General features: G+C 61.6%; 20 protein-coding genes. 8 read left to right on the top strand and 12 right to left on the bottom strand.

Features of this window, described 5'->3' with window-relative positions; all coding sequences use genetic code 11:
• Position 1: 1 nt before the first annotated feature.
• A complete protein-coding gene (gene flgB, locus ABD653_RS07590) occupies positions 2-349 on the bottom strand; it encodes a flagellar basal body rod protein FlgB (protein ID WP_160778123.1) in 348 nt (115 codons plus the stop codon).
• Between the two features lie 189 nt (positions 350-538).
• On the opposite strand from flgB, the gene ABD653_RS07585 reads away from it, so the two are divergent.
• The gene (locus ABD653_RS07585; protein ID WP_160778122.1) at positions 539-1,195 is read left to right on the top strand and encodes a MotA/TolQ/ExbB proton channel family protein; all 657 of its coding nucleotides are present in this window, start codon (positions 539-541) and stop codon (positions 1,193-1,195) included.
• Complete coding sequence (locus tag ABD653_RS07580; RefSeq protein WP_160778121.1) at positions 1,192-1,590, top strand: hypothetical protein; 399 nt, start codon at positions 1,192-1,194, stop codon at positions 1,588-1,590. Before ABD653_RS07585 ends, ABD653_RS07580 begins: the two co-directional genes overlap by 4 nt.
• Positions 1,591-1,620: 30 nt before the next feature.
• On the opposite strand, the gene ABD653_RS07575 is transcribed toward ABD653_RS07580, so the two are convergent.
• Positions 1,621-2,730 carry a GGDEF domain-containing protein gene (locus ABD653_RS07575; RefSeq protein WP_160778120.1) on the bottom strand — a complete coding sequence of 370 codons (1,110 nt, stop codon included), beginning with the start codon at positions 2,728-2,730 and terminating at the stop codon, positions 1,621-1,623.
• Between the two features lie 195 nt (positions 2,731-2,925).
• On the opposite strand from ABD653_RS07575, the gene ABD653_RS07570 reads away from it, so the two are divergent.
• The 6 genes from ABD653_RS07570 (at position 2,926) to ABD653_RS07545 (ending at position 8,024) form a co-directional block, all read left to right on the top strand.
• Positions 2,926-3,420: a flagella basal body P-ring formation protein FlgA gene (locus ABD653_RS07570; protein WP_160778119.1), complete on the top strand. Its 495-nt coding sequence runs from the start codon at positions 2,926-2,928 to the stop codon at positions 3,418-3,420.
• Between the two features lie 87 nt (positions 3,421-3,507).
• The gene (locus ABD653_RS07565; protein WP_160778118.1) at positions 3,508-3,810 is read left to right on the top strand and encodes a flagellar biosynthesis anti-sigma factor FlgM; all 303 of its coding nucleotides are present in this window, start codon (positions 3,508-3,510) and stop codon (positions 3,808-3,810) included.
• On the top strand, positions 3,807-4,142 hold the full coding sequence (locus ABD653_RS07560; protein WP_234032114.1) for a flagellar protein FlgN: 336 nt from the start codon (positions 3,807-3,809) through the stop codon (positions 4,140-4,142). The genes ABD653_RS07565 and ABD653_RS07560 overlap by 4 nt, the downstream gene beginning before the upstream one ends.
• A gap of 92 nt (positions 4,143-4,234) precedes the next feature.
• Positions 4,235-5,182 (top strand): transglycosylase SLT domain-containing protein, encoded by a 948-nt coding sequence (locus ABD653_RS07555; RefSeq protein WP_199801070.1) that lies wholly within the window; start codon positions 4,235-4,237, stop codon positions 5,180-5,182.
• A 68-nt stretch (positions 5,183-5,250) separates the two neighbouring features.
• Complete coding sequence (locus ABD653_RS07550) at positions 5,251-7,299, top strand: flagellar biosynthesis protein FlhA (protein ID WP_199801167.1); 2,049 nt, start codon at positions 5,251-5,253, stop codon at positions 7,297-7,299.
• Complete coding sequence (locus tag ABD653_RS07545) at positions 7,296-8,024, top strand: sigma-70 family RNA polymerase sigma factor (RefSeq protein ID WP_160778116.1); 729 nt, start codon at positions 7,296-7,298, stop codon at positions 8,022-8,024. The genes ABD653_RS07550 and ABD653_RS07545 overlap by 4 nt, the downstream gene beginning before the upstream one ends.
• On the opposite strand, the gene ABD653_RS07540 is transcribed toward ABD653_RS07545, so the two are convergent.
• From ABD653_RS07540 to ABD653_RS07495, 10 genes are all read right to left on the bottom strand, one after another.
• Complete coding sequence (locus ABD653_RS07540; protein WP_160778115.1) at positions 8,021-9,043, bottom strand: DUF2235 domain-containing protein; 1,023 nt, start codon at positions 9,041-9,043, stop codon at positions 8,021-8,023. The two genes, ABD653_RS07545 and ABD653_RS07540, sit on opposite strands and share 4 nt — an antisense overlap.
• Positions 9,044-9,156: 113 nt before the next feature.
• The gene (locus tag ABD653_RS07535) at positions 9,157-9,495 is read right to left on the bottom strand and encodes a hypothetical protein (protein ID WP_160778114.1); all 339 of its coding nucleotides are present in this window, start codon (positions 9,493-9,495) and stop codon (positions 9,157-9,159) included.
• Between the two features lie 33 nt (positions 9,496-9,528).
• Positions 9,529-10,101 carry a tetratricopeptide repeat protein gene (locus ABD653_RS07530; RefSeq protein WP_160778113.1) on the bottom strand — a complete coding sequence of 191 codons (573 nt, stop codon included), beginning with the start codon at positions 10,099-10,101 and terminating at the stop codon, positions 9,529-9,531.
• A gap of 18 nt (positions 10,102-10,119) precedes the next feature.
• Positions 10,120-10,866, bottom strand: a complete 747-nt coding sequence (locus ABD653_RS07525; protein WP_160778112.1) for a sigma-70 family RNA polymerase sigma factor — start codon at positions 10,864-10,866, stop codon at positions 10,120-10,122.
• The gene (fliP, locus tag ABD653_RS07520) at positions 10,863-11,612 is read right to left on the bottom strand and encodes a flagellar type III secretion system pore protein FliP (RefSeq protein ID WP_160778111.1); all 750 of its coding nucleotides are present in this window, start codon (positions 11,610-11,612) and stop codon (positions 10,863-10,865) included. The genes ABD653_RS07525 and fliP overlap by 4 nt, the downstream gene beginning before the upstream one ends.
• A complete protein-coding gene (locus tag ABD653_RS07515; RefSeq protein ID WP_160778110.1) occupies positions 11,609-12,004 on the bottom strand; it encodes a hypothetical protein in 396 nt (131 codons plus the stop codon). The genes fliP and ABD653_RS07515 overlap by 4 nt, the downstream gene beginning before the upstream one ends.
• A gap of 11 nt (positions 12,005-12,015) precedes the next feature.
• On the bottom strand, positions 12,016-12,300 hold the full coding sequence (locus ABD653_RS07510) for a FliM/FliN family flagellar motor switch protein (protein ID WP_160778109.1): 285 nt from the start codon (positions 12,298-12,300) through the stop codon (positions 12,016-12,018).
• Positions 12,297-13,049 (bottom strand): FliM/FliN family flagellar motor C-terminal domain-containing protein, encoded by a 753-nt coding sequence (locus ABD653_RS07505; protein ID WP_160778108.1) that lies wholly within the window; start codon positions 13,047-13,049, stop codon positions 12,297-12,299. The genes ABD653_RS07510 and ABD653_RS07505 overlap by 4 nt, the downstream gene beginning before the upstream one ends.
• The gene (flgF, locus tag ABD653_RS07500) at positions 13,049-14,227 is read right to left on the bottom strand and encodes a flagellar basal-body rod protein FlgF (RefSeq protein ID WP_160778107.1); all 1,179 of its coding nucleotides are present in this window, start codon (positions 14,225-14,227) and stop codon (positions 13,049-13,051) included. Before flgF ends, ABD653_RS07505 begins: the two co-directional genes overlap by 1 nt.
• On the bottom strand, positions 14,227-14,679 hold the full coding sequence (locus ABD653_RS07495; protein ID WP_160778106.1) for a flagellar hook assembly protein FlgD: 453 nt from the start codon (positions 14,677-14,679) through the stop codon (positions 14,227-14,229). Before ABD653_RS07495 ends, flgF begins: the two co-directional genes overlap by 1 nt.

Raw genomic sequence — 14,679 nt, 5'->3', positions numbered from 1 at the left:
GTCATTCACCCTTCAGCGCGCGTTTGACGGTATCGACCTTGCCCTGGACAAAGGACAAGGTGGCCGAATAGGCGACGGCGTTTTCGGCAAAGGCGAGTTGCTCGTTGGCGAGCTCCACCGTGTTGCCATCGGCGGAATCCATGGTCGGAATGCGATAGAGCGTGTTGCCGGCCAGCGCCTGGTCCGTGCCCGCACCACTGGTCTTGGCGGCAAGGGCTGCGGCAAAATCGATATCGCGCGCTTTGTAGCCGGGTGTGGCGGCGTTTGCGATATTGCTGGTGAGCAATCCCATGCGCTGCGAGCGCAATTCCAGCGCTGCGCCATGGATGCCGAACAGTCTTTCGCTCATCGTCCTTCCTTTCGGTGTCTGTTAGAGCAATCCCCGTGCCAGAAATCTCTAGGACATTGAAAAACAGCGAGAATTTAGATTTCATAGGGCGCTGACCGGCAAGCGCTTGCCGCTAATCCGGCAATTGGGCGCACCTTAAGGATGGGTCCTGCCTGCCGTTCTCACGAATGAAGCGAAAGGACACCAACCGTGGATGCACAGCTCTTGATCGATCCGGTCAGCGCCGGTTTTGTCGCGACCGGCACGATCGTGGTGGCTCTGGCCCGGACGGGTTGGCGGGACAGTCGTGAGACGGCGCGCCAGTTGGGAGCGCTGGTGACGCGCAAGTTCGACTTGTCAGAACAGCGGGCGGAGCTGGCCGGCCAGGTTGAACAGATGCGCCGTGATGGCGTGATCCGTGTTCATGCTGCCGCCGTTTCCGATCAGGAATTGCGCGATGCGACTGCGGCCATGATCCGCCAACGCTCCACCACAGCTCTGCTCGACCAGCATCGTCAACATGTCGCGAAACGCACCTTGCGCCGCGAAACTGCGATTGCCGCTCTGGAGCAAGCGGGCGAGCTTGCCCCGGTGTTGGGCCTTGCGGGCACCCTTATCGCGCTCAGCCAACTGCCGGGATCAGAGCTTGCGGGTGGAGGCGATGTTATGGCTTCGGTCTCCACGGCGGTGGTCTCTACTTTTTACGGATTGATGTTCGCGCATCTGCTTTTCCATCCTTTGGCCGCTGCCATTGCGCGGCGCGGACGCAAGGAGGAGGAAGACAGGGAGGAACTGGTCCAATGGATGGCGCAACAGCTTGAACCGGCCTGTCCGCCGCGCAGCACAGTTGAAAGCCACGCCGCATGATCCGCATCGGCACATCGGCGTGGCAAGTCATCCTGGCCGACCTGGCCCTGATCCTGTTTCTGACCACTTTGGCGGGTTTCGTTGCCGCACGTGAGCGGGAGCCTGTCCGTCCACGTGATACTGTGGTTGCGCAGGGCCACGCGCTGTTTCGGGAGGTGGACGGAGGAACAAGTCTGACCGAGTGGCTGGCCCTGGAAGCGCCCGACCCGCGCATCCGGCTGACCATATTCGGTCGTTATCTCGCGCAGGACCGGAACCGCGTGTGGGAGCGGGCATCGCGTATGGCAGGGGAAGCGAACATGGCGGGCTATTCCCCGCGCCTGATTATCGAGCCTGGTCCATCCAGCGATGTCTACGTGGTCCTGGCCTATGATGCCGCGGCTGTTCGTCCCTGATGTGATAGCTTGAGTGCCGGAAAGCAGGCGTCAATCGGCAATGATCTGGTTACGCCCCTGCTCTTTGGCGCGGTAAAGCGCTGCGTCGGCTGCGGCCAGGGCATCGCGTGGATTGGGGGTGTCCATCACATTCGACAGACCGGCAGAGAATGTGATCTTGCCCATCGGCCGGTTTTGCCGGCGATCGACGAATTTCCGCCCCTCCAGCTCGCGCCGTGCCTTGTCGAGCCGCTCGAAAGCGCCTTCCTGGTCGACAGCGCGAATCAGGATCACGAACTCCTCTCCGCCGTGGCGGGCGACAAAGCAATCTTCGGAGGCGAAGCATTGCAGGATCCCGGCAATGGCCCGCAACAGGCGATCGCCCGTATCGTGGCCAAATGTGTCGTTGACCCGCTTGAAGTGATCGACATCGCAAATGGCGACGAACAGATCCTCTTCGGACTCCAGAGCCTGTTTGTGAAAGGCATAGAGCTCGCGCTCGAACGCGCGCCGATTGGGGAGACCGGTAAGATGGTCGCAATTGGCTTCAGAACGGGCCTTGGCAAGGTTGGTCTGTAGTTTCTCGGTTTCGGCCTGGCTGTGTTTCATGCTGGTTTCGATCCGCTGGAGCGTGCTCAACATGGCCTTCGATATCGTCAGGAAAGGCTCCGGGTTCATGCCGTTTGCACCGGGATCGGCGGCAGACAGTTGCTGGTCGAATTCATCGCGGCACGCCCCGGTCTCGCTGCGTGCTGTCTCGGTCGTCTTGGCGAAACCCGTGATCGAGTCTTCGAGCTGGTCCATCATCTTTTCGATGGCGGCGCGTTCGGCCTCGGCGGGGTCGGGCTTGAGGGTAATTTCGTCCAGCCAGCCTTGTGTGATCGGCTCGCCATCGATCTGCCGGTCGGCAATTTTCTGTGCGAGATCGAGATCGCTGCCGGACTGAACCGCATGCGCGATACCGAGATTGGCAGGCGTGATGTCGAGATGATTGCGCAGCAGGAATGCAGCAATCTGGTCCAGCAAATCATGCCTGGCTGCATCGCCGAAGCCAGTATCCGCCTCCGGGGCCGGTGATGCGTTCTCCGGCATATCGGAATGCCGCCTCCGACGCCCGAGGCGCCCCAGCGAAAAACTGCCGAACGATTGCTGATAACCCATGCTTGATTCTCCGTGGGACGGACCCCTCTGGCCCGGCGCGCCGATCTGCGGCCTGACCTTTGCTGCATGTCTGGCATTTTATGATGAAGGCGCGGCGACCGGTGGGATCGGTAGTCATACCTAGGGGCATCCCGGGCCCAAATGGCACGCGCTTTGCTGGAGTGGTGCTGGGATATTCAACCTGAGGAGGCTCCCATGCGACACCCCGTTTTACTGGCTGCGATTGTGATCGCGGCCCCAGCCGCCGCGCAGGCCCCGTCCTATCAAGATGCGGCGCAGATTGACCGGTTGGTGGAAGGTTTCACCGGCAACGCGATTGGCACCAGTGGCGGCGCGCGCGCACCGGTCGACCGCCGCTTGCGGTTGCAAACTTGCAGCGGTCCGCTTGCCCTCGACTGGTATGGCGCGCCTGGCCGGACAGTGCAGGTCGCCTGCCCCGGCGCCGGGGGATGGCGCATCTATGTCAACCTGGTGCGGGAAGCCGTGGCGCAAACATCTCAGCCGGTTGTCGCGCGCGGCGAAATGATCACCATCGCAGTGCGCGGCCGCGGATTTTCGGTGCAGCAGAAAGGCGAAGCCGAAGAGGGCGGTGCAGTTGGAGACTGGATCAAGGTCCGCACCAGCCGCAAGGCCGGATCAGTGCGGGCGCGGATCGAACGTCCGGGCCTGGTCGTCATCCCGTCGGACTAGCGCACCGCTGCAAGATTTCTTCTCATACCCCCTTAAACACGCGCGCGCAGTGCCGTTCTGGGGTTTGGAAAAGGATAGGAACTGATCATGTCACCGTTAGACACCCAGAGGCTGGCAGCCATCGCCCCCTCGCACCCGATCGGGCCAGGAACGCGGGCTGCCACCGGGCACTCCGGCGCGCGGCAGGACGTCGCGAAACACAGCGCGCCTGCGCCCGAAGGGGTCCGCGTCGAAGTGGGCGCCGCAATTGAGCCTGGCCAGCCGCCGGTCGACAGTGATCGTGTCGCTGAAATTCGGTCGGCCTTGAAAGACGGCAGTTACCCGATCGTCCCGACCCAAATTGCCGATGCCCTGATCGCGGCGCGGCTGATGCTGGGGCATGGCGAATGAGCACTTCGGTATCGCAAGACAGGGTGCAGCTTACCGCAGATTTGCGGCAGATGATTGCCGTTCTGGAGGAGGAGCGGCAAGCGCTTGCCGCGCTCGATCTCGACGGCCTGGTGGCAGCCAGCCGTGGAAAGCTCGCCATGTGTGAGCGGATCGAGGCTTGTGAACCCGATGGTTTGGGCGACGATCATCGCGGGTTGCTGGAAACGGCGCGCCAATTGAATGAGATCAACCGCCGTGTGCGCAACCTGCTCGCGGCCAATGTTTCGGCCCGGCTCGATGCCCTCTCGGGCGGGGCGGGCACGTATCAGCTGGCGCGGGCAGTCAATTATTGAGCGCCGGGCGCAGGTGATCGGCCAGTTTGGCACGCCCTTTGCTGTGAACGGGTCCAGTCCGGAATGAACCCGGACGCAACAGGATCCATTACGTGAGCGACGCCCGGTCTCTTCCCATACTGCACCAGCCAGCTGCGTCGGCCCCGCCGCGCGTGCAAACGGCGATAGCTCAAGCCTCGGAACGGACAGGCGTCGATTTCGGCTATCTGTTGGCCCAGGCCAAGGTTGAATCGAGCCTCAATCCCACGGCCAAGGCCCCGACTTCCAGCGCGACAGGGCTGTTCCAGTTTATTGAATCGACCTGGCTCGACGTCATGCGTCGTCACGGGCCTTCGCTGGGCCTGGGTCAGGTTGCGAGCGCGATCCAGCCCGGATCGCGTGGACCGGTGGTCAGCGATCCCGTCCAGCGCGGGCAGATCCTCGCGCTGCGCAACGATCCGCAGGTCGCCTCGCTGATGGCGGGCGCCCTCGCACAAGACAATCGTGACGCGCTGGTGCCTGTGCTGGGGCGGGAGCCGGATGCGGGCGAGCTCTATCTCGCCCATTTTCTGGGCAGCGGCGGTGCCTCGCGTTTCCTGACCGCCCTGAAGCGTTCGCCCGATGCCCCGGCGCCGGCCCTGTTCGGTAAGGCCGCAGCCGCCAACCGGCCAATTTTCTATTCCCCCGGCGGGGCACCGCGCAGCCTGTCCGGTGTGATGGATGTCCTGCGCACCAAGATCGAGCGGGCGATGCCCGCGGGTGATGCCGCTCCCATGTTTTCGCAAGCAGGCGCGTTCTTGCCAGCAGGAGTGTTCGCGCCAGCAAGCATAGCCTCTGCCCCGGCCACCTCCGGAACGCCGGTGACGCGCCCGCAAATGCAACGCTATCCCACGAGTCTTGGCGCTGCAGCAGCAGCCATTCCCGCGCCGACCATGCCGCAGTTACCCAAGATCAGTACCTTGCTGCGCGACAATTTCGCACTTGGCAGCGAGCCTGCATCGAGCAGTGCCGGTGATCATGCCCGCCGTGCCTATGCGCGGCTGAAGGCGTTCGGCCTGTGATTGCGCGGGTCCTTTCGATCCCGGGCGCATTTGCCTTGCCAGCCGGTATCCTGGCGTTGATCGTCCTGATGGTCTTGCCGATCCCGACGGTCATGCTGGACGTGTTCTTCGTCCTCAATATCGCCTTGTCAGTGGCCATCCTGACCACTGCACTCAATTCCGTGCGACCGCTCGATTTTTCGGCCTTTCCCTCGGTCCTGCTGTTCGCAACCTTGCTGCGCCTTTCGCTGAACGTCGCATCGACCCGCATCGTTCTGGTCAATGGCCACGAGGGCGGGGCGGCAGCCGGGCAGGTGATCAACAGCTTCGGCGAATTCCTGGTCGGTGGCAATTTCATCGTCGGCATCTTCGTGTTCGTGATCCTGCTGATCATCAATATGGTGGTGATCACCAAGGGTGCTGGCCGTGTTTCGGAAGTGTCGGCGCGGTTTGTGCTCGATGCCTTGCCTGGCAAGCAGATGGCGATCGATGCCGATATCGCCGCCGGACTCATGACGGCAGACGAGGCCCGCAAACGCCGCGCCGAAGTCGCGATCGAGGCGGATTTCTACGGTGCGATGGATGGCGCCTCGAAATTCGTAAAAGGCGATGCGATTGCCGCACTCCTGATCCTGGGCGTGAACATCATCGCCGGCTTTGCGCTGGGGATGATAACCCATGATCTGAGCGCGGCCGAGGCCGGTGAACGCTATGTCACGCTGGCTGTGGGTGACGCATTGGTCGCGCAGGTCCCGGCCTTGCTGCTGTCGATCGCAGCGGCGACGATTGTGACCCGCGTTACCGATACCAAGGATCTGTTCGGCCAGATTGGTGGCCAGTTTGCCGAGGCACGCGGTTGGTTGCCGGTGGCGCTCGTGCTGGGCGCAATCGGTCTGATCCCGGCTATGCCGCAATTGCTGTTTCTGCCTGCTGCCTCGCTTGCCTTTGGTGCCTGGTACCTCTTGCGCAAACGGGCCAACACGCCCGAACCCGCCGAGTTGCAGATCGATCCAAGCCCGCCCGACCAGTTCGGGATCGAGGAAGTCACCGACCAGACGCTGGTCTCGGTCGAGCTCGGCTACGGCCTAGTCCATTTTGTTGACGAGGCCCGCGGCTCTCCGCTGGTGGCCCGCATCACCGGCATCCGCAAACAATTGTCGCGCCAATTCGGCTTTGTCTTGCCCCAGTTCAGGGTGCGCGACATCATCGAAATGCCCCCCAATTCCTATCGCGTAACGCTGGGCGGCGTGATCTTGGGCCAGGACGAAGTCCGGCCGGACAAGGTGCTGGCCATCGATACCGGCGATGTTGCGGGAACGGCCAGTGTGTCCGGCATCGAGACCCGCGATCCCAGCTTCGGCTGCCCGGCGCTATGGATTGATCCTGCCCAGCGCGAACTGGCGATTGCGGAAGGCTATCTGACCGTCGATCCCAGCACTGTCATCGCGACCCATCTCAACCAGCTGCTGCTGGCGCGCGGGGAAAACCTGCTCGGCCCCGAGGAAGTGCGGGCGATGCTCGACGCGCTGCGCGATCGCTCGGCAGGGTTGGTCGAAGCGATCCATCCCGAACCGCTCTCGCTCGCCGCGCTTACCCGCATCCTGCGCGCCCTGATTGCAGACGGGATCGGCCTCGGGCACCCGCAGCCGATCTTCACCAGCCTCGCGCTGGGCCTGCAAAAGACGCAGGATTTCAACGAGCTGGTCGATCACATCCGTGCCGATCTGGGCGGCTGGATCGTAGGCCAGGTCTGCCCGGTCGGGACTCCGCTGAAAGTCGCCACTCTGGATGCCGCGCTCGAGGGCGCGATCCTGGGCGGGATGACCGATCCGGCCACCGGCCAACCGCTGATCGAGCCCGATTGCGGCGCCATGATCGCCCTGCGGATGGAGCAATTGACCAGCGAGACCGGCGGCGTCGTCGCGCTGATCGTACAACCACCGGTGCGGCGAGCTCTTGCGGCCTTGCTCAAGACCCGCGTGCCGCAGGCATTGGTCCTGTCGATCCAGGAATTGCCCGCGAGCCAACCGGTCGAAGTGGCGGCGGTGATCGGCGAACCCGAACCAGCAGCGCCCGATCAAATCACGCCAGATCAACCCGGATTGATCGCACCCGATGAAGAGACTTTGACCGCATGAAGCACGACTCCTCCGGATTTGCCGCCGCACAGGCCTATGCCTCGCCCGCCGAGGTGGAGGAGCGCGTGCGCCGCTTCGTGCCAATGGTCCGGCGTGCGGCCTGGCATATATTCGGGGTCGGTCGCGACGGGCTGGAGGTGGAGGACCTGATCCAGTCAGGCATGATCGCGCTGACCGAATGCGCCCGCCGCCATAACGGTCCGACCGAGGACGGCTTTGCCGCCTATGCCAAGATGCGCGTGCGCGGAGCGATGTTCGATCTTGTGCGCAAGGCCATGCCCGATAGCCGGACCGTGGTACAAAAGCGCCGGCGATACGAGGCCGCCATGGACGTATTGACCGGTCAGCTCGGATACCCGCCGTCACCCGCGCAGACCGCCGAAAAACTTGGCTGCAGCGTAGAGGAATTGCGCGCGATCGAGGCCTCGCAAACGCGCCTGAGCTCGATCGAAGAAAGCTATGACGAGGCCAATTGTGCCTTTGCCGACGATACGCCGGATCCGTTCCAGATGCTGGCTGCGATGGATGACCGGGAGCGGCTGATCGAGGCCATGCGCGCGTTACCCGAGCGGCTCCAGCTGGTGCTGCAGCTGTTCTTCGTGGAGGAGCTGAACCTGACCGAAATCGCCGAGATCCTCGAAGTCAGCGTGCCACGCGTTCATCAGCTGCGCAGCCAGGCGCTGGGCAAGCTGAAAGCCATGCTGGAAGAGGAGCCGGCCAACTAGTCAAAGAATTCGGCCATTTGCTCCGGTCTGTAGTCCAAGCGTGACTCCCATCTTTGGATCGCTTGGGGCGAAAAAGCCTCTGCTTCGGTTGGTCCTTCGCGGGGAGTCAGCGGACGATATTGTCCAAGTAGTGAGCGCTCGCTTGGCTCGAATTCGATGGTAGAGTCCTCGTGCGTAAATGCATCTACTTCCGACTGGTTGAATTCTAAGCCGCAAGCTTTCGCCTCTTCGATCATCCAGCGAAGGGGGCCGTCTGCGAGCCCCCGGCTCGAGCGGATGCCACCACCCACACATGTGTGGGTCCCCGGGAACCATCTTTCCTCGAAAGTAGAATCTGAAGGGCCGGATCTTTGCGGGAGCATCTTGGTGACATCAAAGTCTTTGCGTTGCTCGTCAATTGCTACAGCATGACGCGCGTTCTTGATAATCGAGCTCAACTGGGTGTCATGGAATTGGTGTTTGTTGCGAGAGAAATCATCGAACGGGAACAATGGTACCTGGATTGGAATGCCCAGCGACCCAACAGTGTCGAAGCACCCGATGAAATGGATATTGGGGGGATGCACAGTGCGTGTAGGCGAATTGTCGATCCTGACATTTATGCATTCGTCGTGATCGGGCCCGATCAAACGGTTTCGATAGAGAACCATCGCCTTTGGAATATCGCCGATATTGTTTCGTTTGAATATTCCACAGCTTCGGATCAGTCCTGCGAGTGATCTGACGGTGTAGGCTCCCCGACTGAAGCCAAAGAGATAAATCTCGTCCTCGGGTTCGTAGTTCAGGCTCAGGAAAATGAAGGCCTTTTCTATCTCGTCGTCGAGCCCTGCGCCAAAAACACCACCTGCAATGCGGTTGCCAAGATCACCTAAGCCAACCCCACCATTGTAGTAGAGTGTTTGGGTTATGTCGTTGGAGCCCGTGGGTTTGATGAACTGTGCAATTCTTTGCACATTGGTTGGCCAGTCATTGTCGAGACTCTGCCACGTACCATCACAGCAAATTATAATGCGCTTCACCGGACTTCTCCCTCTGCGTCGGGGGTGAGTATTGTGCGAGTCCCGGTCGTTGTCTTTTGCCTGTATCTAGCAATACAGTAGCGCAAAGGGCAACGGATGCCCTTAAGCATAGCCTACAGCTCGCCCCGCACCCGGTTGAGCAATGCGGCAATTTCGGAATCGGCCCGCATGGCGCTGGCGGTTCGTTCGATCACCTGCTGGAAACCGGGGGAATTGCTTACCTTCTCGCCGAATTCCTCGCTCAGCATGGCGCGCACGAAGCTCTGGGTGAAATCCTCTTCCGACAGGTCCTTGATGGCATTGAGGGCCTGCACCCGTTCGCGCGATGTGAGCGTGCGCGCTTCGGGCTTTCCTGCCTTTTGCGTCTTCTCGCTCTTCTCGCGCCGGGCCATGCGCTGGAGCTGGTTGCGCACCAGCGCCATCACCTGTTCGGTGTTGCCAACCCGGGTCATGGGGTGAAGTCCGTTTGCACGCCGGGCCCAGCCTTAGTTGATCGTTTTGTTGCCGCCGAACTGGCCCAGAATCAGCGAGGTTGCTGACAGGTCATCGGAATCGGCATCGGGGTTTTCGGCCCGCTTTTCGGCCAGCTTCCTGATTTCGCCCATCAACAGGCGAATATCGTTGTTCAGCGGCTCGTTCTCCTGGTTCAAAGCGATGCCTCGCTCGAACTTCTCGATGGTCGGTTCAAATTCGTCGCGGATCAGATGGGTCATGCCTTCGACAAATACGCGCAAGTAATTGTCATCGGGTTGGGCCAGCAGCGGTCCCCAGGTCGACAAGGCACGATCGGCCTCCCCGCTGGTCATTTCAAAGAAGCCCAGCTGGTAGCGCGCAATGGCAAAGCCCGGCGCAATCTCGACGGCGCGTTTCATGGCTTCATGGGCTTCCAGCGGGCGCGATTTCCCGGCCAGCACCGATCCGCGCATGAAGTGCAGGCGCGGATCATCGGGATATTTGCCGAGCAGAGTATCGATCGGTGCGATGTCGTCATCATTCTCGGTCTGAAGTGCACCAACCAGTGTGTTGATCTCTTCATCGGTAGCAAGTTGTTCGGCCATGGTCTGAGTGTCCCCCGGTCAGCGGAATTTGGAAAGCAATGTGCGTAAGCGCTTGAGCGCCTGGCTGTGAATTTGCGAGATACGACCTTTGCTGACGCCCAGCAGTTTGGCAATCTCGGTAAACTGGATGTCCTGCTTGTAGTGATATTCCAGAATCATGCGTTCGCGATCGGGCAGGGCGCCCAACCGTTCGTTCAATTCGCCGACCAGCTGCTGCCACGAAACAGCATCATAGGCCGAAGGATCGGCAGATGGCATCACGTCCAGCCCGGCTTCGCCAGCATCCTCCAGCATGAAGCCGATGGCAATGCCCACCGCGAGTTCGCGCAGCAGCTCCAACGGTTCGTCGGACGATGAATCCGCGGCATGCTTCAGCGAACGCAGGCGATCGCGTTCGATGCGCTTTTTCGCATTGTAGATTGCGGTTGCTTCGGTCGCCTTGGGCAAGGCGTTGCGGATGGTTCCACGCAGCCGGATGCGGGCGTAGGCTGTGAAGGGTACACCCTTATGGGGATCGAACCGGTCGATAGCGCCCAGCAACGCCTCGTAGGCAAGCTGGTCGGTGTCGCCACGATCAAGACCCAGGTCCCCGATCCGGCGCCATTCATCGCCCGAAACCTTAAGTGCGAAATTGCGATAGCGATCAAACAGCGCGCGGCGCGACTGCGCGGTGGGTTGTTGGGCATGGTGGCGCCATTCTGCCGCTTCGGCACGCCCTTCATCCATCAGGAGGCGGAGCCCCCGGGAAGCGCCGCCGCTGCTCATCCGAAGCTGCCTAACAAGCCCTCCAGGACAAGGCTCCAGCCATCGATCAGGATAAACATCAGCACCTTGATCGGCAGCGAAATCGTCTGCGGTGGCACCATCATCATGCCCAGCGAAAGCAGGATCGATGCAACCACCAGGTCGATCAGCAGGAAAGGCAACAGAATGACGAAGCCGATGGTGAAGGCAACCCGCAGCTCGTTCATAATGAAAGCGGGTACCAGCTTGAGCAGTTCGACTTCCTGGGCAGTCGCCGGCAACGGCTCTTTCGCAATGGAATAGACCAGCTCGATATCGCGCTCGCGCGTGTGCTGGAGCATGAACGTCTTGATCGGGCCGGACGCGCCATCCATCGCCTCCTCCATGCTCGCCGTGCCATCCATGAAGGGCGACAGGCCCTGGTCATTCACCTGGTTGAGCGTCGGCGCCATCAGGAAGGCGGTCATGAACAGGGCGAGGCTGGTGAGCACGATATTGGGCGGCGTTTGCGGCATACCGAAAGCGTGGCGAACCATTGCCAACACCACCACGATGCGCAGGAAACTGGTCGAGCTGACAATGAACGCCGGGACAATCGCCAGCAGGGTCAGCACCAACGCGGTACGGGTCACTTCCGTTTCCACCCCAGTGGCCGGAGCCGCCGTGCGCACCACTGTTTCGGCGATAGCGCCGGCAGCAAAAGCGGGGCTCGCCAGAATGACGCACAACAGCACCCCGATCAGGAAGACGATGCCGCGCAGGATCATGCCGTTGGCACCTCGCCTGTGCTAACGCCATCGTCACCGAAACGGTCGATCTCGGTCGCGCCGTGATTGGTAAGATGCAGCATGTAATTCTGGGTGCCGCGGCGCACGATCACCAGCTGGCTGGCTGGCGTCACGCTGAGCCGTTGGACAATCTGCATCTTGCCCGCTGGCGGCGCGGTGACCTCTCCCGACGCACTCATGCGTGCAGCCATCGTGTCCGGGATCAGCGACATGCCGTTCTTGACCCGGATGAACCCGATTGCCGCCACGGCCAGCAGGATGCAGAACACGAAGGCCAGGATTATCCGGCCCCACGGAATGCTCGGCCCCGTGCCGGTGGCAAGGGGCGCTGTATCCGCAGCGACCGCGGCGAGAAGGGAAAGCGTGGACATCGGGCCTTGCGTCAGCCGATTTCGGTCAGGCGGATGGCGAACTTGTCATCGACAGTCACGATTTCGCCGCGCGCGATGGTCTTGCCATTGACGCGGATATCGACCGGATCGGCCGGGCTCCGGTCAAGCGCGACGACATCACCCTTGGCCAGCGCATTGAGCTTGCCGACCGTGATCTCGCCGCTGCCAAGCACGGCTTCGCATGTGACTTCGACGTGATCGACCAGGCGCGCACGTGTGGCACCGACAGTGGCCTTGGCGGTTTCTTCCGTCTTGGTTTCGGTTGTTTCGCTCATGTCAGATCCTGCAGTTCGAGTGTGATGGTTCCGCCCTGTTCGACAATTGCGAAGGGCAGGTCGGTGGTGTGGCCGTCAATGACCAGGCGGGTTGGGGCGTCGGCCGGTTGGTCGAGCACCAGGACATCGCCGACATCGAGAGCGGAAAGCTCCTCCAGCGTGATCGGGGTCGCGCCCAGATGGGCAGCGACCGATACGGCGGCATCGGCATAGCCTTCGCCGCGCGGATCCAGCGGGTCTTCGATCTGTTGCACCGGGAAGGTGCCGCGCACAATCTGGACGAGGTCCGCCGCCGAGCACTCGACGGCCAGTTGGGCGCCGCCAACCACGCCGATCAGGAGCGAGTAGATTGCCCCGCTGGCGACGGCATAGCCGGATGGTTGGCTCTGGCTGCTGCCCAGACTTTGTTCGATCCGGGACTGCAAATCATCGAGCGCGCGCCCAGCGACCCGCCGCATCAGCCGCAAGTCGTTGTCGGTCAATTTTGTCTGGGCTTCGCTGCCCAGAATTGCCAGCGCCAGGGCCTGCATGGCCTTCGGCTTGCCTTTCACCTGAAGCTTGGCGGCATCGCGCAATACGGCCCAGTCGGTGGCGTCGGGCTGGCCAACGGCATCCCAGCTGCCAAGAACCTGCCAGCCTGTGGTAGGAAACCATTCCGCAGCCCATCCCTCGACGATCCGCTCGAACGGTTCCACCGCCCGGCGCGAAGTAAGGCAGCTTGCCGGAAGCCAGGGAACGGGCTGACCCATCAGCCCTGACCCCTGATGCCGAACAGCTGCTGGATCATGTCATTGGTGACAGAGATGATCTGGCTGCTGGCCTGGAACCCGCGCTGGATCAGGATCAGGTCGCTGAACTGGTTGCCCAGATCGACATTGGACGCCTCCAGCCGTTGCGACAGGATCGATCCGACCCGTGTGTCGCTGGCCGACAGGAATTGCCGCTGGCCAAAGCCGGAATAGGCAAACACGGAATTGCCCCGCTGCTCCAGCGCTTGCGGATCGCGGAAATCGGCGAGTGCAACTGCGCCGAGCTCCTGCGTTTCCTCGTTCGTATAGGTGATTTCGACCTGACCCTTGTCATTGACAGTCAGGGTCGCGAGCGAGCCGGTGCCGTGGCCGTCAATATCATTCGCGCGCAAGGACGAGACAGAGCCAGACGAGAACTGGGTCACGCCGTCGGAGAAATCGAGCGTGATCTTGAGATCATTATCCTCGTCTTCGAATTCCAGCTCGCCCGAGCCTGCCTTGATCTGGCCGTTCTCGAATTCGAGCGATTTGACGCCGATTTCGTTGCCTTCGGCATTGGTCACGGTTACCGACCATTTGTCGGCCACAGTTTCAGGCCGGGCAAAGGCGATCGACCACACATGCTCCTCGCCATTGGCGCCGAACACGGTCAGGTCGGGAATGCTGAACTCGGTTGCGGTCGATGAAAGGTTGTCGGCAAACTTGATCGTCTGGGTCGGTTCGGGCGCATCGGTGCGCGATGCATCGATATTCAGTGCGGTGGGGCGTCCCTGATCGTCGAGAATGCCGAGTTTGAAGTCAGTACCCTGCAGCACGATAAAGCCGTCATCGTCCACGGCGAAGCTGCCGGTGCGGGCATAGAGCTGCTCGTTGCCGTCCATCAGGACGAAGAAGCCATTGCCGTCGATCGCCAGGTCAAGGTCACGGCCGGTCTGGCGCAGTTCGCCCTGGCTGAAATTGGTCGCCAGTTCGTTGACCGAAACACCATGGCCACTGCCGGCCTGGCCATTGCCGAATTCCAGGCCGCCTTCGCTGCCCACGCCATAGACATTGCTGAAGGTCACGTCGCTCGCCTTGAACCCCTGCGTATTCATGTTGCTGACGTTGTTGCTGACCGTTTCGAGCCCTTTGGAATAGGCGCTCAGGCCGGACATGCCGATATAAATGGAACCGAACATTATGGGGTCTCCCTGATTTGCGTGACATTGCCCAGCGGCAGCCCGCTGATCGTGTTGCCGTCTTCTGTGTCGATGGTGAGGGCCGGGGTGCCGTTCTGGAATGCAACCGCAGTCACCACCCCGGTAAGCGAACCGTTGCCGGCCGCGACATCAACTGTGCGGCCAAGCAGGCTGGCGGCCTGACCGGTCGATTGTGCGGCGACCAGCGTTTCCAGGCTGTCGGCCATTTCCTGCGTCTGCTGGATTTGCGAGAACTGGGCGAGCTGCGAGACGAACTCGAAATTGTCCATCGGCTCGAGCGGGTCCTGATAGGTCAGCTGCGTCAGCACGATTTGCAGCAGACTTTCGAAGCCGAGTCCGAACTGGTCTGTGGCAGAGCTCGCGCCCTGCGTATTGCTGTCATCGACTGGCGGGGTCGGTTGCGCTGGCGCAACGGGAGCGACGGCCTGCAT

The sequence above is a fragment of the Parerythrobacter jejuensis genome, assembly GCF_039536765.1.
In the GTDB taxonomy this organism is placed as follows: Bacteria; Pseudomonadota; Alphaproteobacteria; order Sphingomonadales; family Sphingomonadaceae; genus Parerythrobacter; species Parerythrobacter jejuensis.
Note: the sequence above shows the minus strand (reverse complement) of the source record. Positions and strands in the feature narration are given on the sequence as shown.

Bases quoted from the DNA above. Each gene is read 5' to 3' on its own strand.
- flgB (WP_160778123.1), bottom strand. From the start codon at position 349: ATGAGCGAAAGACTGTTCGGCATCCATGGCGCAGCGCTGGAATTGCGC.
- ABD653_RS07580 (WP_160778121.1), top strand. From the start codon at position 1,192: ATGATCCGCATCGGCACATCGGCGTGGCAAGTCATCCTGGCCGACCTG.
- ABD653_RS07575 (WP_160778120.1), bottom strand. From the start codon at position 2,730: ATGGGTTATCAGCAATCGTTCGGCAGTTTTTCGCTGGGGCGCCTCGGG.
- ABD653_RS07570 (WP_160778119.1), top strand. From the start codon at position 2,926: ATGCGACACCCCGTTTTACTGGCTGCGATTGTGATCGCGGCCCCAGCC.
- ABD653_RS07565 (WP_160778118.1), top strand. From the start codon at position 3,508: ATGTCACCGTTAGACACCCAGAGGCTGGCAGCCATCGCCCCCTCGCAC.
- ABD653_RS07560 (WP_234032114.1), top strand. From the start codon at position 3,807: ATGAGCACTTCGGTATCGCAAGACAGGGTGCAGCTTACCGCAGATTTG.
- ABD653_RS07550 (WP_199801167.1), top strand. From the start codon at position 5,251: ATGGTCTTGCCGATCCCGACGGTCATGCTGGACGTGTTCTTCGTCCTC.
- ABD653_RS07545 (WP_160778116.1), top strand. From the start codon at position 7,296: ATGAAGCACGACTCCTCCGGATTTGCCGCCGCACAGGCCTATGCCTCG.
- ABD653_RS07535 (WP_160778114.1), bottom strand. From the start codon at position 9,495: ATGACCCGGGTTGGCAACACCGAACAGGTGATGGCGCTGGTGCGCAAC.
- ABD653_RS07530 (WP_160778113.1), bottom strand. From the start codon at position 10,101: ATGGCCGAACAACTTGCTACCGATGAAGAGATCAACACACTGGTTGGT.
- ABD653_RS07525 (WP_160778112.1), bottom strand. From the start codon at position 10,866: ATGAGCAGCGGCGGCGCTTCCCGGGGGCTCCGCCTCCTGATGGATGAA.
- fliP (WP_160778111.1), bottom strand. From the start codon at position 11,612: ATGATCCTGCGCGGCATCGTCTTCCTGATCGGGGTGCTGTTGTGCGTC.
- ABD653_RS07515 (WP_160778110.1), bottom strand. From the start codon at position 12,004: ATGTCCACGCTTTCCCTTCTCGCCGCGGTCGCTGCGGATACAGCGCCC.
- ABD653_RS07510 (WP_160778109.1), bottom strand. From the start codon at position 12,300: ATGAGCGAAACAACCGAAACCAAGACGGAAGAAACCGCCAAGGCCACT.
- ABD653_RS07505 (WP_160778108.1), bottom strand. From the start codon at position 13,049: ATGGGTCAGCCCGTTCCCTGGCTTCCGGCAAGCTGCCTTACTTCGCGC.
- flgF (WP_160778107.1), bottom strand. From the start codon at position 14,227: ATGTTCGGTTCCATTTATATCGGCATGTCCGGCCTGAGCGCCTATTCC.
- ABD653_RS07495 (WP_160778106.1), bottom strand. From the start codon at position 14,679: ATGCAGGCCGTCGCTCCCGTTGCGCCAGCGCAACCGACCCCGCCAGTC.